This is a genomic window from Limimonas halophila (assembly GCF_900100655.1).
Classification (GTDB): domain Bacteria; phylum Pseudomonadota; class Alphaproteobacteria; order Kiloniellales; family Rhodovibrionaceae; genus Limimonas; species Limimonas halophila.
The window spans coordinates 126,070-143,629 of sequence record NZ_FNCE01000002.1 but is presented as its reverse complement, the minus strand read 5'-3'; the positions used below and the strand labels follow the sequence as shown (position 1 = coordinate 143,629).

Below are 17,560 nucleotides of genomic sequence, written 5' to 3'. Positions count from 1 at the left end.
CTCCCTCACGCGCCGGCTTCTTCGCGCGTCCGACGGCCCAGGTAGGCCTTCAGGACCTCTTCGCGCTGCAGGGTTTCCCTGGTCGCCCCCGAAGCCAGCACCCGCCCGGCATCGAGCACGTGGATGGTGTCGCAGAGCTGGCGGACGACCTGCATGTTGTGCTCGATAATGAGGAAGTTCTGCCCCTGGCGCTGCAGCTTGCGGATGACCTCGACGATGTCCTCGATCAGCCGCGGGTTCACGCCGGCTACGGGTTCGTCCAGCAGGATCAGCTTGGGCCGGAGCATGAGCGCCTGCCCCAGCATGAGCAGCTTCTTTTGCCCACCGGAGAGACTCCCGGCCGGGGTGTCCACCTGATGGTCCAGCTTGACCAGTTTCAGGATGTCCCAGGCGCGGTCCAGACTCTCTTCCTCCTGTTCGCGGATGCGGCCGATCCGCAGGACGGTGCTGAGGATGTTCTCGCCCACTTGGTTCTGCGGCGCGAGCAGCATGTTTTCCATCACCGTCATGTGCTGCGGATTCAGGCTCGCCTGGAAGGTCCGGCACAGCCCCTTGCGCGAGACCTTGTCGGGCGACAGGCCGTCGATGCGTTCCCCGTCGAAGACCACCTGTCCGTCGTCGGGCTGCGCAAAGCCCGTGATCACGTTGAACAGCGTGGTCTTGCCGGACCCGTTCGGCCCGATCAGCCCGAACACCCGGCCGGCGTGCACCTCCATCGACACGCCGTCGAGGGCCGTCAGCCCGCCGAACCGCTTGTGGATGTCGTCAACCCTGAGAAGGGCTTGTTCGGACATGCTCTCGGCCCTCCGTTTTCTTGGCCGTTCCCGCGTAGCGCCGCGAGCGCTCGGGCACGAGCCCGCGCGGCATGTAGTGGATGACCAGGATGATGAGCACCCCGATGACGATCATGCGCAGCGAGCCGACGGTGTCGGCATCCAGTGGCACCACGCCCGCGACGAAGCGCGTGGAGTTGTAGATCGCCTGCACGATCAGCGCGCCCACGAGCGCGCCGACGTAGTTCCCGGCGCCGCCCAGGATCACCATCGCCCAGACCAGGAAGGTCTCCAGCGGGAGGAAGTACGTCGGATCGATGAAGGCGTTGAAGTGGGCGTAGAGCGCGCCCGCCAGGCCGGCCACGGCGCCGCCCAGCGCCATGGCCCGGATGCGCAGATTGCCCACGTTCTTGCCCAGCGCCAGCGGCACCTCGTCGCCCTCGCGCATGGCCTTGAGGACGCGGCCGAAGGGCATGCGCAGCAGCCACATCAACGCGACCAAGGCCGCGGCCACCAGCACGGCCGTGAGGCCCAGGTAGAACCAGCCGAACGCCTCGGAACTGAGCGAGTCCTTGAGCGGCTGCGGAATGCCGCTGAACCCGTACGGCCCGCCCTGGTAGGTGCCGCCGATCGTCTCGTTCTTGAAGATCAGGCGCACGATCTCCGCCGCCGCGAGCGTCGAGATCGCCCAGTAGTCCTGCTGCAGGTGCGCTGTGGGCAGCGCGATCAACGCGCCGAAGGCCGCCGCGGCCAGCATGCCGCCGATGAAGCCGACCACGTAGCCCGTTCCCACGACCATCACGAGGATGGTCGAGATGTAGGCGCCCAGCATGAAGAAGGCGATGTGGCCCAGGTTCACCAAACCGGTGATCCCGTACTGCAGGTTCAGGCTGAGGCTGAGGATGCCCCAGATCCCGACGATCGTGAGCAGGTAGACGAGATAATCGATCATTTGGACCTCCTGCCCACCAGGCCCTGGGGACGCAACAAGAGGATCAGGATCAGGAACGCGAACGGGATGGCGGGCTTATAGCTGGACGGCATGAAGACGAAGCCGTCGTTCGCCACGCCGAGTGCGCTGTACAGCCAACTGAAATTGATCGCCAAGCCGACGTTCTCGGCGAAGCCGATGATGACGGCGCCGAGGATCGCGCCGTAGGGCGAGCCGATCCCGCCCAGGATGGCCGCGCAGAACACCGGGATGATGATGCCGAAGCCCATCATCGGCGCGATCTGGGTGTCCAGGCCCAGGAAGATGCCGCCCAGCCCCGCGAAGGCGCTGCCGATGAACCACACCCAGCGAATGACGCGCTCGGTGTGGATGCCGCTGGCTTGTGCCAGGTTGGCGTTGTCGGCCGCGGCGCGCATGGCGATGCCGAGCTTGGTGTACGTGAGCAGGCCGTGGAAGATGGCCAGGCAGGCCAGCGCTGCGAGGATGATGACCACCTGGATGGGCGTTACCGTCCCGCCCAGGATGTGCAGCGGCTCCATGAGTCCCGTCGGATAGGACTTCGGCGAGGGTCCCCAGAACATGCGCAGGATCTGGCGGATCACCAAGCCCGCCGCGAACGCCGCGATCATGAGCATGATGGGCGAGCGGTCCCGCAGTTTCGCAAACACGATGCGGTCCGTCGCGATTCCGGCCAGCCCCGCCACGATCACGGCCAGGATGGCCGAAAACCACAGCGGCAAACCGATCGACACGGTGCCGAAAAGCGCCAGATACGCCCCCAGCGGAGCGAATTCTACGTGCGAAAAATTCGGAAACCGCAGCACCGAATAAACCATCGTGAGGCCGACCGCCAGCAGGGCGATCTCGGAACTGCGCACAAGACTGTCAAAGATGATCTGCATGGCGCGAAAGCGTCCCTTCCCTACGCCCCCTGATTGTTGAACGGGTCTTGCACCGGGCGCGGGGCCCGCGCGGATGGGCAGTCGCGTTAATCTGGACAAAGCCTTGTCCACGTACACCAGAAGCGTCAATCCGTTCTGGCACACATTTCATTGTGCAATGCAGCACAACGATTCAGCCGGTCAATCTAACCCGTTGGAAAAACCCGATGGAAGACGCGGGATGCCGGCTCGGTGACCAACGCCGCCGTGCAGTATCGCGCTCACATTCACGGCCACACGCCGGCGACGTTACCGGTATCGGCGATTCCGCGCCCGCACAGGGCGGGATAGAGACAGGCTTCTTTGGAGACGATCGAACGACGCGCTGGTGAGCCGGGGAGGACTCGAACCTCCGACCCAGTGATTAAAAGTCACTTGCTCTGCCAACTGAGCTACCGGCTCACACCGCAGGCGAAAAATAAGCGCTGCGGCGAAACGGGGTCAACACGGATCGCGCCTGCCACGCTGCGGTCAGTCGCGCGCCGTGCGCCCCGCGAAATCCCCCGGCGCGGTCGAGTTGCGGAAACGGTCGGTGACCGCCCGCGCCACGTTGGGACTGACGAAGCTGGAGATGTCGCCTTGCAGGGCAGCGATTTCCTTCACGAAGCGGGCGGAGATGAACTGCTGCCGCTCCGAGGCGGTGAGGAAAACCGTCTCGACGTTCGGGTCCATGCGCGTGTTCATGCACGCCATCTGGAACTCGTATTCGAAGTCCGATACCGCCCGCAGGCCGCGCAGGATCACACTCGCCCCCATCTCGTGGACGAAATGGATCAAGAGATTGTCGAAGGCCCGGACCTCGACCTCGGCCCCGTTGGTGTTCAGAGAGTCGAGCTCCTGCTGGACCAGCTCCACCCGCTCCTGCACCGAAAAAAGGGGCGACTTGCCCGCGTTTTCCGCCACGCCGACGACCATGCGGTCCACCACCTTCGTCGCACGGTGGATGATGTCCGTATGGCCGTGGGTGATGGGGTCGAAGGTTCCCGGATAGACCCCGACCAGCGGCGCGTTGCGTGTCATGATTCCGCTCCGTCGCCCCCGGACTGACTCGCCTGCTCGGCCTCGTCCCCGGACGCCGCTTCCTCGATGTCGTCCTCGGCGAGCCGGGCCACCGAGACCACGCGCTCGCCCTGCTGAACGCGCAGCAGCCGCACGCCGCGCGTGTTGCGGCCGGCGATGCGGATGCCGTCGACGGGGCACCGAATCAGCTGGCCGCCGTCGGTCACCACCATGACCTGGTCCCGCAGCGAGGCCGGGAAAGCCGCCACGACGTAGCGCTGCTCGCCGCTGCGGCCCAGGTCCATGCTCGTAATGCCCTGCCCACCCCGATTGGTGATGCGGTACTCGTAGGCGGAGGTCAGCTTGCCGAGCCCGTTGTCGGAGACGGAGAGGATCAGCTCCTCGTTGGCTTCCAGCTCCGCGACCCGCTGCGGCGTGATGTCACGCGCATCGGCCCGATCCGACGCCCCGCGGCCGTGGGCCGCAACGTGGCGAAGGTAGGCCTCGCGCTCGCTCTGACTCACCTCGACGTGGCGCAGCACCGACATCGAGATCACGGTGTCCTCGGGCGCCAGGCGGATGCCGCGCACGCCCGTGGAGTCCCGGCCCTTAAAGACGCGCACGTCGCTGACGCAGAAGCGCAGCGCCTTGCCGCCCGCGGTGGCGAGCAGGATGTCGGACTCCGCGTCGCACACCCGCGCGGAGACAAGGTCGTCGCCGCTGTCCAGCTTCATGGCGATCTTGCCGTTCGCCTTCACGTTGACGAAGTCGGACAGCCGGTTGCGGCGCACGTTCCCGCGCGCCGTCGCCAGCATGACGTACATCTCGTCCCACGCCGACTCGTCCTCCGGCAGCGGCGTGCAGGTCGAGATCGTCTCGCCGTCTTCCAGCGGCAGCAGGTTCACGAAGTGCTTGCCGCGCGATGCGGGCGTGCCCGTGGGCAGGCGGTGCACCTTCAGCTTGTAGACCATGCCGGCGGAGGAGAAGAAGAGCACCGGCGTGTGCGTGTCGCAGACGAAGACCTGGTCGACGAAGTCCTCCTCGCGCGTCGCCATGCCGGAGCGCCCTTTGCCGCCGCGATTCTGCGCCCGGTAGGAGGACAGCGGCACGCGCTTCACATAGCCCCGGTGGGAGACGGTGACGACCATCTCCTCGCGGGGAATCAGCGCCTCGTCGTCGTGCTCGGCCTCCGCCATCTCGATGGCGGTGCGGCGCTCGCCGCCGTAGCGCTGGCGCAGCTCCACCAGCTCGCCGCGCAGCACCTCCAGCAGCTTCGCGCGCGAGCCCAGGATATCCAGGTATTCCTGAATCTTGGCGACGATGTCGCGCAGCTCGCCGTCGATCTTCTCCCGCTCCAGCCCGGTCAGGCGGTGCAGGCGCAGGTCGAGGATGGCCTTCGCCTGCTCCGGCGAGAGCTGGTAGCGGCCGTCCGCGTCGACCTGACCGCCGGGCTCGTCGATCACGCGGATCAACTCGGCGACGTCGCCCGCCGGCCACGGCCCGGCCATCAGCTCCGCCTTGGCGGTCTCGGGGTTGGGCGCGTTGCGGATGGTCCGAATGACCGGATCCAGGTTCGCCACCGCGATCGCCAGCCCGACGAGGGTGTGAGCGCGCTCCCGGGCGCGGGCGAGCAGATAGGCCGTGCGCCGCGTGATGACCTCTTCGCGGAAGCGGATGAAGGCGGCGATGACATCCTTGAGCGACAGCATCTCCGGCCGGCCGCCCGTCAACGCCAGCATGTTCACGCCGAAGGTCGTCTGCAGCGGCGTGTGCTTGAACAGCTGGTTGAGGACGACGTCGGGTTGCGCGCTCTTGTGGCAGACGATGACGATGCGCAGGCCTTCGCGGTCGCTTTCGTCGCGCAGGTCGGTGATGCCCTCGACGCCCTTGTCGCGCACCAGCTCGGCGATGCGCTCGACCAGCCGCGCCTTGTTCACCTGATAGGGAAGCTCCGTCACCACGATGGCGGTGCGGTCGCTGCCCGCGTCCTCGAAGTGTGTGCGCGCCCGCACCAGCACCGAGCCGCGGCCCGTGTGGTAGGCGTCGCGCACGCCCTTGTGGCCCACGACGACGCCGCCGGTCGGGAAGTCCGGGCCCGGCACGATCTCCATGAACTGGTTCACGTCGAGATCGGGGTCGTCGACGTAGGCGCAGCAGGCGTCCAGCACCTCGCCCAGGTTGTGCGGCGGGATGTTGGTGGCCATGCCCACCGCGATGCCGCCGGCCCCGTTCACCAGGATGTTGGGGAAACGCGCCGGCAGGACGGTGGGCTCGCGCGTGGTTTCGTCGTAGTTGTCCTGGAAGTCGACCGTGTCGCGGTCGATGTCCTCCAGCAGCGCATCGCTGGCGACGCGCGCCAAGCGGGCCTCGGTATACCGCATGGCCGCCGGCGGGTCGCCGTCCATCGAGCCGAAGTTGCCCTGCCCATCCACGAGCGGCAGGCGCATGGAGAAGCTCTGCGCCATGCGCACCATGGCGTCGTAGATCGCGGCGTCGCCGTGGGGGTGGTACTGACCCATGACGTCGCCGACAATGCGCGCCGACTTGCGGTAGGGGCGGTTGTGGTCGTAGCCGCCCACCTTCATCGCGTACAGGATGCGACGGTGGACCGGCTTCAGCCCGTCGCGGACGTCGGGAAGCGCGCGCGAAACGATCACGCTCATGGCGTAGTCGAGGTAGGAGCGGCGCATCTCCTCCTCGATCGTGACCGGCGCGATGTCGGGATGATCGGGCGGTGTCGGGGTGTTCGCCATGTCGATCCGTGTGTGCTGGAGGCTCTGGTCGAGCGTGCGGGCGGCTCAGCGAGCGCGCGACAACCCGCGAAGCCCGCAGCATGCACGCGCGTCTACACCAGCAAAAGTGTTACAACGCGATAGCAGATTTTGCACCTGCGAACAACGCTCGCGCCGCTCACCCAGGCCAGTTAACGAATTGTTGTTTCCGTCCGCGCCACGCTGCGCGCGGCCACGGAAGGTAGCGCACGTGTTATGGGGCGTGAAGCGAGCACGCAACGGCCAAAGGCGGCATCGCCGCAGCAGTGGGATGCGGTGGTCGGGCGCGAAGATCGGTGCCTCAAGCCCAACGCCAACCGCTATCGCGTCACCGCGCGCAACGCCCCGCGCGCCGCGCTCCATGCGCTGCAGCGCCACGGCGTGCGGCTCACCGACGCGCTGGCCGGTGACACCCATATAGCACTCTTCCGCCCCGATTCCACCGAGGCCCCGCTCGCGGTCTTCGCCATTGCGGGGGAACCGGGCTCGCCCGCGCTGCGCGTGCGCTACGCGCGCCTGCTGCCGGAAACCGCGTCGCCCTATCTCACGGGCGGACCGCTGGATTCCCAGGCCGTCGACGAGGAGGTTCCCCGCCTTGCCCGGCGGCGCGCGGAGACGCGGCTGGGCGCGAGCGGCCTCCGCGAGGTGCTGAGCGAGCGCTTCTGGGGCCGCGAAATCAGCCTCTACACCGGAACCGCGCTCGTTCTCGCCGCGTTGGGCTTCCCCATGACGCCGGGCGTGTTCGTCGTGGGCGGCGTGCTGTTGCTGCTTCAGGGCTCGATCCGGCTGGCCGTGCGGGAATGGCGGCTCGGTCGCGCCAAGCGCCGGCTGCTGCACGATCCGGCCGTTCAGGACGACCTGCGCGAAGCCGCCGCACGCGCGATCTTCGTGCGCACGCACGACCTGAGGGCCGGCGGCGAGCGCCCGAGAGTCGTGCGCGGCACGGCCATCGTGCCCGACATCCGCCGGACGGTTCCCCTCGACCTGCTGGTGGACGAGGACGCCCGCCTCGCCGCGGGCGGCCTGACCCCCGCAGTGAATGCCGGTGAAGCGACGCCCGCCGAGCCGACGGACCTGGAAAGCCTCGCGCCGTCGCAGAACACGCTCACGGTCGTCTTCCGCCGGCCCAAGACGCACATCGAGCCCACCGATTCCGCCGACCACCCCGAACCGGCCGCCGACGGCGAGGACAAGCCGGATCTGGACGAAATCGGCAAGGCCGCGCGCGTTCCCGCGAAGGTGGACTTGGAAGACCTCGGCTCGCGGCACCGCGACAATGGTAGCGCTGGCGGGGACGAAGAAGAGGACGTCGAGGTCATCGACGCCGAGCTGGTCGATCCCGACCCCGGCGCCGAGGCCGGCGGACCGGGGCGCGGATAGCTGCATTCGGGCGTTGCCGCGGGTGGCGGTTGATCGGTCTCGCGTGGCGGCTATCCTCCCCGCACCATGCATGATCGCACCGCCCAATCCAGCGGCATCGACCGGCTCGTCCAGGTGATGGCGCGCCTGCGGGACCCGGACTCCGGCTGCCCGTGGGACATCGAGCAGACCTTCGACACCATCGCGCCCTACACCATCGAAGAGGCACACGAGGTCGCCGAAGCCATCCGCAACGGCGACATGGACGAGTTGCGCGACGAGCTTGGCGACCTGCTGCTCCAGGTCGTCTACCACGCGCGCATCGCCGAGGAAGACGGCCACTTCGACTTCGAGACGGTCGCCAACCACGTCGCCGACAAGATGATCCAGCGCCATCCGCACGTCTTCGGCAACGACGTGGTGACGACGGCCGAAGCCCAGTCGGTCAACTGGGAAGCCCAGAAAGCCCGCGAACGCGCCGAGCGCGCGGCGAAATACGGCCGCGAGCCGAGCGCGCTGGAGGGCATCGCGCTCGGCTTCCCCGCGCTCATGCGCGCCTGGAAGCTGCAGAAGCGCGCGGCGCGCGTCGGCTTCGACTGGTCGGACGCGCGGGCCGTGCTGGACAAGGTGGACGAGGAGCTGGCCGAAGTGCGCGCCGAGATCGACGCGGGCACGGGCCACGACCGCCTGCAGGACGAGCTGGGCGACCTGCTCTTCACCGTGGCCAATCTTGCGCGCAAACTGGGCGTCGACCCCGAGGGGGCGCTGCGCGAAACCAACGCCAAGTTCGAGCGCCGGTTCCGCGGCGTGGAGCAGCGCCTGGCGCGCGAGGGCCGTGACCCCGCCGATCAGGCGCTCGACGATCTGGAAGCCCACTGGAAGGCCGTGAAGCACGCCGAACGGGCCGGCGGCGCGGCGGACGACAGCGACGGATCCCAGTCAGCATGACCATGTCGGAGACAGCATGACCATGGACGAGCAGCGCATCGACCCCGCCACGCTCACCGTCCTGGTGACGGGCGCCACCTCCGGCTTCGGCGAAGCCACCGCCCGCCGCTTCGCCCACGCGGGCGCGCGCGTGATCGCCGCCGGCCGGCGCAAGGAGCGCCTGGACGAGCTGGCCGAAGAGCTCGGCACGGATCAGGTCATGCCGCTCCAGCTGGACGTGCGCGACCGCGAGGCGGTGTTCAGCGCGCTGGCGGACCTGCCGGACAGCGTGGACGTCCTGGTCAACAACGCCGGGCTGGCGCTCGGGTTGGAAGGTGCGGCCGACGCCGACCTGGACGACTGGGAAACCATGGTCGACACGAACTGCAAGGGCCTGATGTACTGCTCTCGGGCCCTGCTTCCGGGCATGCGGGAACGCGACCGCGGCCACATCTTCAACCTCGGCTCCATCGCCGGCAGCTACCCCTACCCCGGCGGCAACGTCTACGGCGCGTCCAAGGCCTTCGCCCACCAGTTCTCGCTGAATCTGCGCGCGGATCTGCTGGGCTCGCACGTGCGCGTGACCAGCATCGAACCCGGTCAGGCGCACACCGAGTTCTCGCTCGTCCGCTTCAAGGGCGACAGCGAAAAAGCCGAAAAAGCCTACGAAGGGTTCGATCCGCTGACGGGCGATGACGTGGCGGAAACCATCTTCTGGGCGGCCACCCTGCCCTGGCACGTCAACATCAACCGCCTGGAAGTGATGCCCACGATGCAGGCGTTCGGCCCGCTGCGCTTTCACCGGGAAAGCTGACCGGCCGTTACGCCTCGTTGGTCGCCGGCGCGTCGCCGAAGAGCGTCGCGTAAACCCGCGACCACGTTGCCTCATTGGCCGCGAGCAGCAGGCCATTGGTGCGCGGCGCGCCGGGGCTGTACGGGAGGCCGTCCAGCAGGCGCGCCACTCCGCCCGCTTCGGTCAGGATAAGCGCGCCCGGCGCATGATCCCACGGCTCCAGCTTGGTGAACAGGCCGTAATCCTGCTCGCCGCGCGCCAGCATTACGTATTCAGCGCCGGCGCAGCGCTGGCTCTTCACCACGCCCAGGTGATTGCGGCCGTGGTTGACCTGACGCTGGATCCCGCGGTTCCCGTGGCTGCCCACGTGCAGCGTTCCGCGCAGCGCAAGGGGATCGGCGGGCGGCGTAGCGACCTGCAGGCGCTCGCCGTTCAGCCAGGCGCCGCCACCCCGTTCGGCCGAGGCCGTCCAGCCCGCGATGGGGTCGTGGATCCACGCGGCCAGCGTCTCCCCACCTTCCACCAGCGCCACCATGACGGCGAAGGGCGTGCGCCCGTGGGCGAAGTTGCCCGTGCCGTCCACGGGGTCGATGACCCAGACCGGCCGGTGTTCCTGCAGCACGTCGAGCACGCCGCGGTCGCGCGCGGCCGCCTCTTCGCCGACGCAGACGGAATCCGGCACCAGCGCCGTCAGCGCCGCTTCCAGGCGTTCCTCCGCGGCTTCATCCGCGATCGTGACGAGATCGCCGGGCTTTTTCTGGCGCACCTCGCCGTGGCTCAGCGCCCGGAAGCGGGGCGTAATCTCGCGTGCCGCGACATCGGCGATCAGCTTGCGGACGGTTTCGGGATCGAGGTGCATGGTTGCCCATAAGGTGGGAGGACCGGCGCGCATGAGAAAGGGGCCGCGACGCGCGTCGCGGCCCCAAACGGACATGCCAGCAAGCGGGCGGGTGGCTTAGAAGCCCATGCCACCCATGCCGCCCATGCCGCCCATGCCGCCAGCGGCACCGGCGCCCTGGCTCTCGCCGCCCTTCTCCTCGGGGATCTCGGCGATCATGGCCTCGGTGGTGATCACCAGGCCGGCGACCGAGGCGGCGTCCTGCAGCGCCGTGCGCACGACCTTGGTCGGGTCGATGACGCCGGCGTTGATCAGGTTGGTGTACTCGCCGTTGTAGGCGTTGAAGCCGTAGTCCTTGTTGTCCTGCTCCAGCAGCTTGCCGGCGATCACGGAGCCGTCGTAGCCGGCGTTCTCCGCGATCTGGCGCACCGGGGACTGGAGCGCGCGGCGGACGATGTCCACACCAACGGTCTGGTCCTCGTTCTCGCCGGTGACGCCCTCGAGCGCCTTGGTCGAGTACAGCAGCGCCGTGCCGCCACCGGGCACGATGCCCTCCTCGACGGCCGCGCGCGTGGCGTGCATGGCGTCGTCCACGCGGTCCTTGCGCTCCTTGACCTCGACCTCGGTGGCGCCGCCGACCTTGATGACGGCCACGCCGCCCGCGAGCTTCGCCAGGCGCTCCTGGAGCTTCTCGCGGTCGTAGTCGGAGGAGGTCTCCTCGATCTGCGCGCGGATCTGCTTGGAGCGCTCCTCGATCTCGGCCTTCTTGCCGGAGCCGCCGACGATCGTGGTCTCGTCCTTGGAGATCGAGACGCGCTTGGCCTCGCCGAGCATGTCGAGCGTGACGTTCTCCAGCTTCACGCCCAGCTCGTCGGAGACCACCTGGCCGCCGGTGAGGATGGCGATGTCCTCGAGCATGGCCTTGCGGCGATCGCCGAAGCCGGGCGCCTTCACGGCCGCGACCTTGAGGCCGCCGCGCAGCTTGTTGACCACCAGCGTGGCCAGCGCCTCACCCTCGACGTCCTCCGCGATCATGAGCAGCGGACGGCCGGCCTGCACGACGCTCTCGAGCAGCGGCAGCACGGGCTGCAGGCTGCTCATCTTCTTCTCGTGCAGCAGGATGTAGGGGTTCTCGAGCTCGCAGAGCATCTTCTCGCTGTCGGTCACGAAGTACGGCGAGAGATACCCGCGGTCGAACTGCATGCCCTCGACGACGTCCAGCTCGGTCTCCAGGGACTTGCCCTCTTCGACCGTGATGACGCCGTCCTTGCCGACCTTCTCCATGGCGTCGGAGAGCATGCGGCCGATTTCGGTGTCGCCGTTGGCGGAGATCGTGCCGATCTGGGAGATCTCCTCGCTCGTGGAGACCTCGCGGGAACGCGAGCGGATGTCCTCGGTGACCTTTTCGACGGCCTTGTCGATGCCGCGCTTCAGGTCCATCGGGTTCATGCCGGCCGCGACGGCCTTGGCGCCCTCGCGCACGATGGCGCGGGCCAGGATGGTCGCGGTCGTGGTGCCGTCACCGGCGACGTCGCTGGTCTTGGACGACACCTCGCGCACCATCTGCGCGCCCATGTTCTCGAACTTGTCCTGAAGCTCGACTTCCTTGGCGACGGTGACGCCGTCCTTCGTGGAGCGCGGCGAGCCGAAGGACTTGTCGAGCACGACGTTGCGGCCCTTGGGACCGAGCGTGACCTTCAGGGCGTCGGCCAGGGTATCGACGCCGCGCAGCATGCGCTGGCGAGCGTCCTGGCTGAAACGAATATCTTTGGCAGCCATGGTCCGTGCTCCTCCTTGTTACTCGATGACGCCCATGACGTCGCTCTCACGCATCACGAGGACGGTCTTGCCGTCGAGCGTGAGCTCCGTGCCGGCCCACTTGCTGTACAGCACGGTGTCGCCTTCCTTGATGTCGAGCGTGATGCGCTCGCCGCTGTCGCTCTTGCGGCCCGGCCCGACGGCGAGAACCTTCCCCTGATTGGGCTTTTCCTTCGCCGTGTCCGGAATGATGATCCCGCCGGCCGTTGTGTCTTCTTCCTCGATCGGCTCGACGGCGATCCGATCCTGGAGAGGCCTGATGCTCATGCCTCGATCCCCGATTTGTCTGTGACTGTTCTGCGCGCTGCTAGAGCAGACCGCGGTAAATCGGAATCACTTGCGTGATTCCGATTGCTCCTGCGTGAACCGGCCGACAGGCCGGTGAGCGCCGCAGGCGCTGAAACTGCTCGCTCTGGAAAAGCAGAATTTTATCTGCATGTTTCCAGCTTTCTCAGCGAACACGATTTCTCGCATAATGCTCTAAGCCGCACTTGGCTGTTCTGGCGAAGCGCCTTCGAGACGCCTTCAAGCGCGCCTCCGGCGCTGTTAGCACTCCCCCTCGGCGAGTGCTAGCCTGCATATAGCCATCGCCATCCCGGCCGTCAACACGGGGGCGCTCTGCGAAATCGGGCTCAGTTTTCGGCGGCGATGTGGGCAGCGTGGCGCTCTTGGAAGCGGGACACGTCCGCCGGGTCGAGGCTGACCCGCATGTGGGCGTGGCTCTCGTCGTCACGCCGGTCGAGCACGTGGCCGCGCTTGTACAGCCACGCCAAGGCCGCCCCGTCGGTCAGCGGCACGCGCACGGCCAGGCGGCGGTAATGGCTCGTCAGGTGCTTTTCCACCGCCTTGAGGAGCGCCTCGCAGCCCTCCCCGCTTTCGGCGGAGCACGGCACCATGGTCTCGGTGCGCGCGGCCTGTTGGCGCAGCGTGGCGAGGTCGTCGGCCGCCAACAGGTCGATCTTGTTGCAGGCTTCCACGAGGCCGGCGTCGACCGCCTCGCCCACGCCCAGATCGCGCAGCACGCCCTCGACGTCCGCTTTCTGCGCCTCGCTTTCGGGGTGGGCGATGTCGCGGACGTGGACGATCACGTCGGCTTCCAGCACCTCTTCCAGCGTGGCGCGGAAAGCCGCGACGAGCTGCGTGGGCAGGTCGGAGATGAAGCCGACGGTGTCGGAGAGGATGACGTCCTGGCCGCCGCTGGGCAGGCGCACGGCGCGCATCGTCGGGTCGAGCGTGGCGAACAGCATGTCGTGTTCGGGCACGTGCGCCGCGCTCAGGCGGTTGAAGAGCGTCGACTTGCCGGCGTTGGTGTAGCCGACGAGCGCGACCACGGGATACGGCACCTCGCGCCGCTGTTCGCGGTGCAGGTCGCGCGTCTTGCGCACTTCGCTCAAGTCGTGGCGCAGCCGGGCGATGCGGTCGTCGATGATGCGCCGGTCCATCTCGATCTGGCGCTCACCGGGACCGCCCATGAAGCCGTAGCCGCCGCGCTGGCGCTCCAGGTGGGTCCAGGAGCGCACGAGGCGCGAGCGCTGATACGTCAATGAGGCCAGCTCGACCTGGAGGCGGCCTTCCTTGGTGCGGGCGCGCGCGCCGAAGATTTCCAGGATCAGGCCGGTACGGTCGATGACCTTGCAGCCCCATGCGTTTTCCAGGTTGCGCTGCTGCACGGGGCTGAGGTCGCCGTCGACGACGGCGATGCCGATCTCGTCGTCCGTCACGCGCTCGGCGATGCGCTCGACCGCGCCGCGGCCGAACAGCATCCCGGCGTTCGGCTTGTCCACGCGCACGGCGTAGGCGTCCACGATCGTCAGGTCGATCGCTTCGGCGAGGCCGCGCGCTTCGGCCACTCGGGCTTCGACACTCCGCCGGCCGGGACCGCGTCCCCGGACGTCCGGATGGATCACCAGGGCGCGGCCGTTGCTGGCCCGGCGGCTGTACGTGCGGCCGGGGACCGCGAAGTCGAAGCCGCTGCGCGCGGAACCGTTCTCGCTCACGTCAGGCTTCCGCCTCCTCCTTCTGCGTTTCCCAGAGCTGGATCGGCTGGGAGGGCATCACCGTCGAGATCGCGTGCTTGTACACGAGCTGGGAATATTGGTCCCGCCGGAGGAGCACGGAGAAGTTGTCGAACCAGGTAACGATACCCTGAAGCTTGACACCGTTCACGAGAAACACCGTGACCGGAACCTTGTGCTTGCGGATGTGGTTGAGAAACACATCCTGAACATTCTGACTTTTTTCTGCCGCCATCGTGGTCACCGTTTTGTTTTCTTGTTGTCCAAGCTCGCTTTGGCACCGCCGTCATGGCACCGGCCGGCACCCGCGACCGTTTTGCCCGGCCATCGAGGCCGCCCCCACGATGTCGCCCCGCACAAGCTTCGGATCAAGCCCGTTCGGGCCAAATGGGCGCATCGTCCAGCCACCGGCGCATCGCCTCGCAGCCGTCGAAGTACAGCTCGGGCGGGGCGTCAGCGAATTCGTCCGCCCCCGGCGGTTCGGCGCGCACGAGCACCGGGGTGCAACCGGCCACCCGGCCGGCCTGAAGGTCGATGTCGGTGTCGCCGGCCAGCCAAACGGTGGCGTCCGGCCCGCCGTCATCCGGAATGGCCGCGCGCACGGCTTCGATTGCGGGCTTGTCGCGCGCCGCGTCACCGGCGCCAACAACGCGCGTGAAGTGCGTGTCCCAGCCCAGCCAGCCGACCTCGCGGCGCAGGTGCTCGCCGCGCTTGTTGCTCAGCACCCCGGCGGCGATGCCGCGCTCGGTGAGCGCCGCCAGCAGCGCGCCCGCGCCCGGAAGCGGCTCAAGGCCCGCCTCCGCCTCGGCTTCGAAAGCCTCGTAGAAGACCGCTTCCGCCTCGTCTGCACGCTCGCCGAACAGCGCCGGGAAGCCGTCGCGCACGGAATGGCGCAGACGGGCCTGGGTTTCCGCCATGGACCACGGCTCGCGCCCCATGGCCGTGAGCGTGGCGCACAAGGCCCGATGCAGGATGACCCAGCTGTCGACCAGGGTGTTGTCCCAGTCGAAGATGACCGCGCGCGGCAGCGGGGGATCAACTCGCGGCAAAGCGGTCCGCACCCTCGCCCTGCTCGACCACGTGCTGGGTGTAAGCTTGCCGCAGCGCGGTGGTCAGGATGCCGGCGCGGCCGTTGCCGATGATCCGCTCGTCGATCCGGGTCACGGGCATGACGTACTGCGTGCTGGCGGTGATGAAGGCCTCGCGCGCGGTGTAGGCCTCATCCAGCGTGAACGGCCGGATTTCCAGGCGGTAGCCCAAGTCCTCGATCACCCGCTGGAGCGACAGCCGCGTGATGCCGCTCAGAATGTCGGTGTCCAGCTGGCGCGTCACCACCGTGCCCTCGTGCGTGACGATCCAGGCGTTCGAGGCCGCCGCCTCGGTGACGTAGCCCTCGTCGTCGATCTGGAACGCCTCGGCGCACCCCTGGCTCGCCGCCAGTTCCTTGGCCAGCACGTTGGGCAGCAGCGAGATCGACTTGATGTCGCAGCGCGCCCACCGCTGATCCGGCGTGGACACGACCGAGATCCCGCGCTCGATGGCTTCCTCGCTCGGCACCGGGAGTTGGCGCGTCGTCATCACCAGCGCCGGCCGCGGGGCGGGCTTCGGGAAGGGGTGCGAGCGGGGCGCCACGCCGCGCGTGACCTGCATGTACAGGAAGCCGTTGGTCAGCGCGTTGCGCCGCATGAGCTCGTGCGCGATCAGGCGCATGGACGCGCGGCTCACCGGCATGGCGATGCTGAGTTCGCCCAGCGAGTATTCCAGCCGGTCCAGATGCAGCGCTTCGTCCACCACCCGGCCGCGGTGGACGGGGATGACCTCGTAAACGCCGTCGGCGAACTGATACCCGCGATCCTCGATGTGGACCGCGGCCTGCTTGTGCGGCGCGAAGCGGCCGTTCACATAGGCGTAGCGCGGCATGCGCGACTGCCTCCCGGCGGTTCTTCCTGGGGCAAAGATGGGTGGGCGGGCCGGTCAGAAAAACTCCAGCTTCACGGAGAAGAGGCGTTCCACCTTCTTCACCGAGGGCGTGGTGGCGAAGATGATCACGCGGTCGCCCGGCCGGATGACCGTCTGCCCGCGCGGGATGATGACCTTTTCCCCGCGCACGACGGCGCCGATCATGACGCCGCTGGGCAGGCTGGCATCGCGAATGGGCACGCCGACCAGGCTGGAGGTCTCCAGCGCCTCGGCCTCGACCAGCTCGCCGAAGCCGTCGGACAGCGAGTGCACCGAGCGGATGCGCCCGCGCCGGACGAACTGGAGGATGCTGGAAACCGTGATGGCGCGCGGGCTGACGACGGTGTCGATCCCCAGGCTGCTCACCAGCGGCCCGTAGGAGGTCTTGTTCACCAGCGTCACCGCGCGGCGGCAGCCGTAGCGCTTGGCGAGCAGCGAGGAGAGGATGTTGACCTCGTCGTCGTTGGAAACGGCGACAATGCCCTCCGCCTTCCGGGCGTTGGCCTCCTCCAGGATCTCGGTGTCCAGCGCGCTGCCGTGGATGACCACGGTGCGGTCCAGGGCTTCGGCCGCGCGTTCGGCGCGCTCCTTGTCGCTTTCGATCATCTTGAGGCTGACGTGCGGGCTGTCGCGCTCCACGCGCTTGGCGAGGTTGAGCCCCACGTTGCCGCCGCCGACGAGGACGATGCGCCGGGCTTCCTGCTCCTCGTGCCCGAAGGCGGCCATCGCCCGGCGCAGATGCGACGTCTCGGCGACGAAGTAGACGTCGTCGCCCAGCTTCAGCTCGTCGTCCGCGGTGGGGACGATGCCCTTCTCGCCGCGCCGCACGCCCACGATGACGATGTGCAGGTCCGGAAACATCGCCGTGAGCTGGCGCAGCGGTGTGTTCAGGATGGGCGTGTTCTCGGTGCAGTGCACGCCGATCAGGCTGACCTTCCCGTCCGCCAGCGGGATGACGTCGAACGCGCCGGGGATCTGAAGCCGCCGCGAGATCGCCCGCGCCACCTCGATCTCCGGGGAGATGATGTGGTCGATGGGCATGTTGTCGCGCGAGAACAGCTCCGACCACTCGGAGGCCAGATAGCTCTGGTGGCGGATGCGCGCGATCTTGGTGGGGACATCGAAGATGGAGTGGCAGATCTGGCAGGCGACCATGTTCACTTCGTCGGCCTGCGTCACGGCCACCACCATGTCGGCGTCCCGCGCCCCCGCTTCGTCGAGCACGTCGGGGTGCGAGGCGAAGCCGACCAGCCCCTTCACGTCGAGGGAGTCCGTGATCTTGTGGACGAGTTCCGGCGAACGGTCGATGACCGTCACGTCGGCGTTCTCGCCGGAGAGGTAGCGGGCGATGTTGGAGCCCACCTGCCCCGCGCCGCAGACGATGACCTTCATGGCGCGCGTCCCTTGGCCGATGC

16 protein-coding genes and 1 tRNA gene are annotated in these 17,560 nt (G+C 68.0%); 3 read left to right on the top strand and 14 right to left on the bottom strand.

The window, feature by feature from the left end; translation table 11 throughout:
• Positions 1-5 precede the first annotated feature (5 nt).
• The 6 genes from BLQ43_RS03655 to gyrA all read right to left on the bottom strand — a co-directional run bounded on the left by BLQ43_RS03655 (position 6) and on the right by gyrA (position 6,418).
• Entirely contained in the window at positions 6-794 is a 789-nt protein-coding gene (locus tag BLQ43_RS03655; protein WP_090018775.1) for an ABC transporter ATP-binding protein, read from the bottom strand.
• A complete protein-coding gene (locus BLQ43_RS03650) occupies positions 766-1,725 on the bottom strand; it encodes a branched-chain amino acid ABC transporter permease (protein ID WP_090018774.1) in 960 nt (319 codons plus the stop codon). The genes BLQ43_RS03655 and BLQ43_RS03650 overlap by 29 nt, the downstream gene beginning before the upstream one ends.
• A complete protein-coding gene (locus BLQ43_RS03645) occupies positions 1,722-2,744 on the bottom strand; it encodes a branched-chain amino acid ABC transporter permease (protein WP_143006142.1) in 1,023 nt (340 codons plus the stop codon). Before BLQ43_RS03645 ends, BLQ43_RS03650 begins: the two co-directional genes overlap by 4 nt.
• Positions 2,745-2,992: 248 nt before the next feature.
• Positions 2,993-3,068: transfer RNA gene (locus BLQ43_RS03640), tRNA-Lys, on the bottom strand.
• Positions 3,069-3,137: 69 nt separating this feature from the next.
• Positions 3,138-3,686: a pantetheine-phosphate adenylyltransferase gene (gene coaD, locus BLQ43_RS03635; RefSeq protein ID WP_090018772.1), complete on the bottom strand. Its 549-nt coding sequence runs from the start codon at positions 3,684-3,686 to the stop codon at positions 3,138-3,140.
• Positions 3,683-6,418 (bottom strand): DNA gyrase subunit A, encoded by a 2,736-nt coding sequence (gyrA, locus tag BLQ43_RS03630; protein ID WP_090018771.1) that lies wholly within the window; start codon positions 6,416-6,418, stop codon positions 3,683-3,685. Before gyrA ends, coaD begins: the two co-directional genes overlap by 4 nt.
• 294 nt (positions 6,419-6,712) lie before the next feature.
• Between gyrA and BLQ43_RS03625 the strand changes: the two genes are divergently transcribed.
• From BLQ43_RS03625 to BLQ43_RS03615, 3 genes are all read left to right on the top strand, one after another.
• Positions 6,713-7,816 (top strand): hypothetical protein, encoded by a 1,104-nt coding sequence (locus tag BLQ43_RS03625; protein ID WP_090018770.1) that lies wholly within the window; start codon positions 6,713-6,715, stop codon positions 7,814-7,816.
• A gap of 66 nt (positions 7,817-7,882) precedes the next feature.
• Complete coding sequence (gene mazG / locus BLQ43_RS03620; RefSeq protein WP_090018769.1) at positions 7,883-8,743, top strand: nucleoside triphosphate pyrophosphohydrolase; 861 nt, start codon at positions 7,883-7,885, stop codon at positions 8,741-8,743.
• A 16-nt stretch (positions 8,744-8,759) separates the two neighbouring features.
• Entirely contained in the window at positions 8,760-9,536 is a 777-nt protein-coding gene (locus BLQ43_RS03615; RefSeq protein ID WP_245659435.1) for an SDR family oxidoreductase, read from the top strand.
• A gap of 7 nt (positions 9,537-9,543) precedes the next feature.
• Here BLQ43_RS03615 and BLQ43_RS03610 read toward each other — a convergent pair whose 3' ends face one another.
• The 8 genes from BLQ43_RS03610 to trkA all read right to left on the bottom strand — a co-directional run bounded on the left by BLQ43_RS03610 (position 9,544) and on the right by trkA (position 17,558).
• Entirely contained in the window at positions 9,544-10,374 is an 831-nt protein-coding gene (locus BLQ43_RS03610; RefSeq protein ID WP_090018768.1) for an inositol monophosphatase family protein, read from the bottom strand.
• Positions 10,375-10,470: 96 nt separating this feature from the next.
• Positions 10,471-12,132 (bottom strand): chaperonin GroEL, encoded by a 1,662-nt coding sequence (gene groL / locus BLQ43_RS03605; protein WP_090018767.1) that lies wholly within the window; start codon positions 12,130-12,132, stop codon positions 10,471-10,473.
• Positions 12,133-12,150: 18 nt separating this feature from the next.
• Positions 12,151-12,438, bottom strand: a complete 288-nt coding sequence (locus BLQ43_RS03600) for a co-chaperone GroES (protein WP_090018766.1) — start codon at positions 12,436-12,438, stop codon at positions 12,151-12,153.
• A gap of 365 nt (positions 12,439-12,803) precedes the next feature.
• Positions 12,804-14,168, bottom strand: coding sequence for a GTPase HflX (gene hflX / locus BLQ43_RS03595; RefSeq protein ID WP_245659434.1), 1,365 nt, complete (start codon positions 14,166-14,168; stop codon positions 12,804-12,806).
• A gap of 1 nt (position 14,169) precedes the next feature.
• The gene (gene hfq / locus BLQ43_RS03590; protein ID WP_090018765.1) at positions 14,170-14,421 is read right to left on the bottom strand and encodes an RNA chaperone Hfq; all 252 of its coding nucleotides are present in this window, start codon (positions 14,419-14,421) and stop codon (positions 14,170-14,172) included.
• A 133-nt stretch (positions 14,422-14,554) separates the two neighbouring features.
• Positions 14,555-15,235, bottom strand: coding sequence for an HAD family hydrolase (locus BLQ43_RS03585; RefSeq protein WP_090018764.1), 681 nt, complete (start codon positions 15,233-15,235; stop codon positions 14,555-14,557).
• Positions 15,222-16,106, bottom strand: coding sequence for a D-amino-acid transaminase (locus BLQ43_RS03580; protein ID WP_090018763.1), 885 nt, complete (start codon positions 16,104-16,106; stop codon positions 15,222-15,224). Before BLQ43_RS03580 ends, BLQ43_RS03585 begins: the two co-directional genes overlap by 14 nt.
• A gap of 54 nt (positions 16,107-16,160) precedes the next feature.
• Positions 16,161-17,558: a Trk system potassium transporter TrkA gene (gene trkA, locus BLQ43_RS03575; protein ID WP_281217561.1), complete on the bottom strand. Its 1,398-nt coding sequence runs from the start codon at positions 17,556-17,558 to the stop codon at positions 16,161-16,163.
• Between the last annotated feature and the right edge of the window lie 2 nt (positions 17,559-17,560).

Excerpts from the sequence above, each read along its gene's own strand:
- BLQ43_RS03655 (WP_090018775.1), bottom strand. The coding sequence starts at position 794 with ATGTCCGAACAAGCCCTTCTCAGGGTTGACGACATCCACAAGCGGTTC.
- BLQ43_RS03650 (WP_090018774.1), bottom strand. The coding sequence starts at position 1,725 with ATGATCGATTATCTCGTCTACCTGCTCACGATCGTCGGGATCTGGGGC.
- coaD (WP_090018772.1), bottom strand. The coding sequence starts at position 3,686 with ATGACACGCAACGCGCCGCTGGTCGGGGTCTATCCGGGAACCTTCGAC.
- gyrA (WP_090018771.1), bottom strand. The coding sequence starts at position 6,418 with ATGGCGAACACCCCGACACCGCCCGATCATCCCGACATCGCGCCGGTC.
- mazG (WP_090018769.1), top strand. The coding sequence starts at position 7,883 with ATGCATGATCGCACCGCCCAATCCAGCGGCATCGACCGGCTCGTCCAG.
- BLQ43_RS03615 (WP_245659435.1), top strand. The coding sequence starts at position 8,760 with ATGACCATGGACGAGCAGCGCATCGACCCCGCCACGCTCACCGTCCTG.
- BLQ43_RS03610 (WP_090018768.1), bottom strand. The coding sequence starts at position 10,374 with ATGCACCTCGATCCCGAAACCGTCCGCAAGCTGATCGCCGATGTCGCG.
- groL (WP_090018767.1), bottom strand. The coding sequence starts at position 12,132 with ATGGCTGCCAAAGATATTCGTTTCAGCCAGGACGCTCGCCAGCGCATG.
- BLQ43_RS03600 (WP_090018766.1), bottom strand. The coding sequence starts at position 12,438 with ATGAGCATCAGGCCTCTCCAGGATCGGATCGCCGTCGAGCCGATCGAG.
- hfq (WP_090018765.1), bottom strand. The coding sequence starts at position 14,421 with ATGGCGGCAGAAAAAAGTCAGAATGTTCAGGATGTGTTTCTCAACCAC.
- BLQ43_RS03580 (WP_090018763.1), bottom strand. The coding sequence starts at position 16,106 with ATGCCGCGCTACGCCTATGTGAACGGCCGCTTCGCGCCGCACAAGCAG.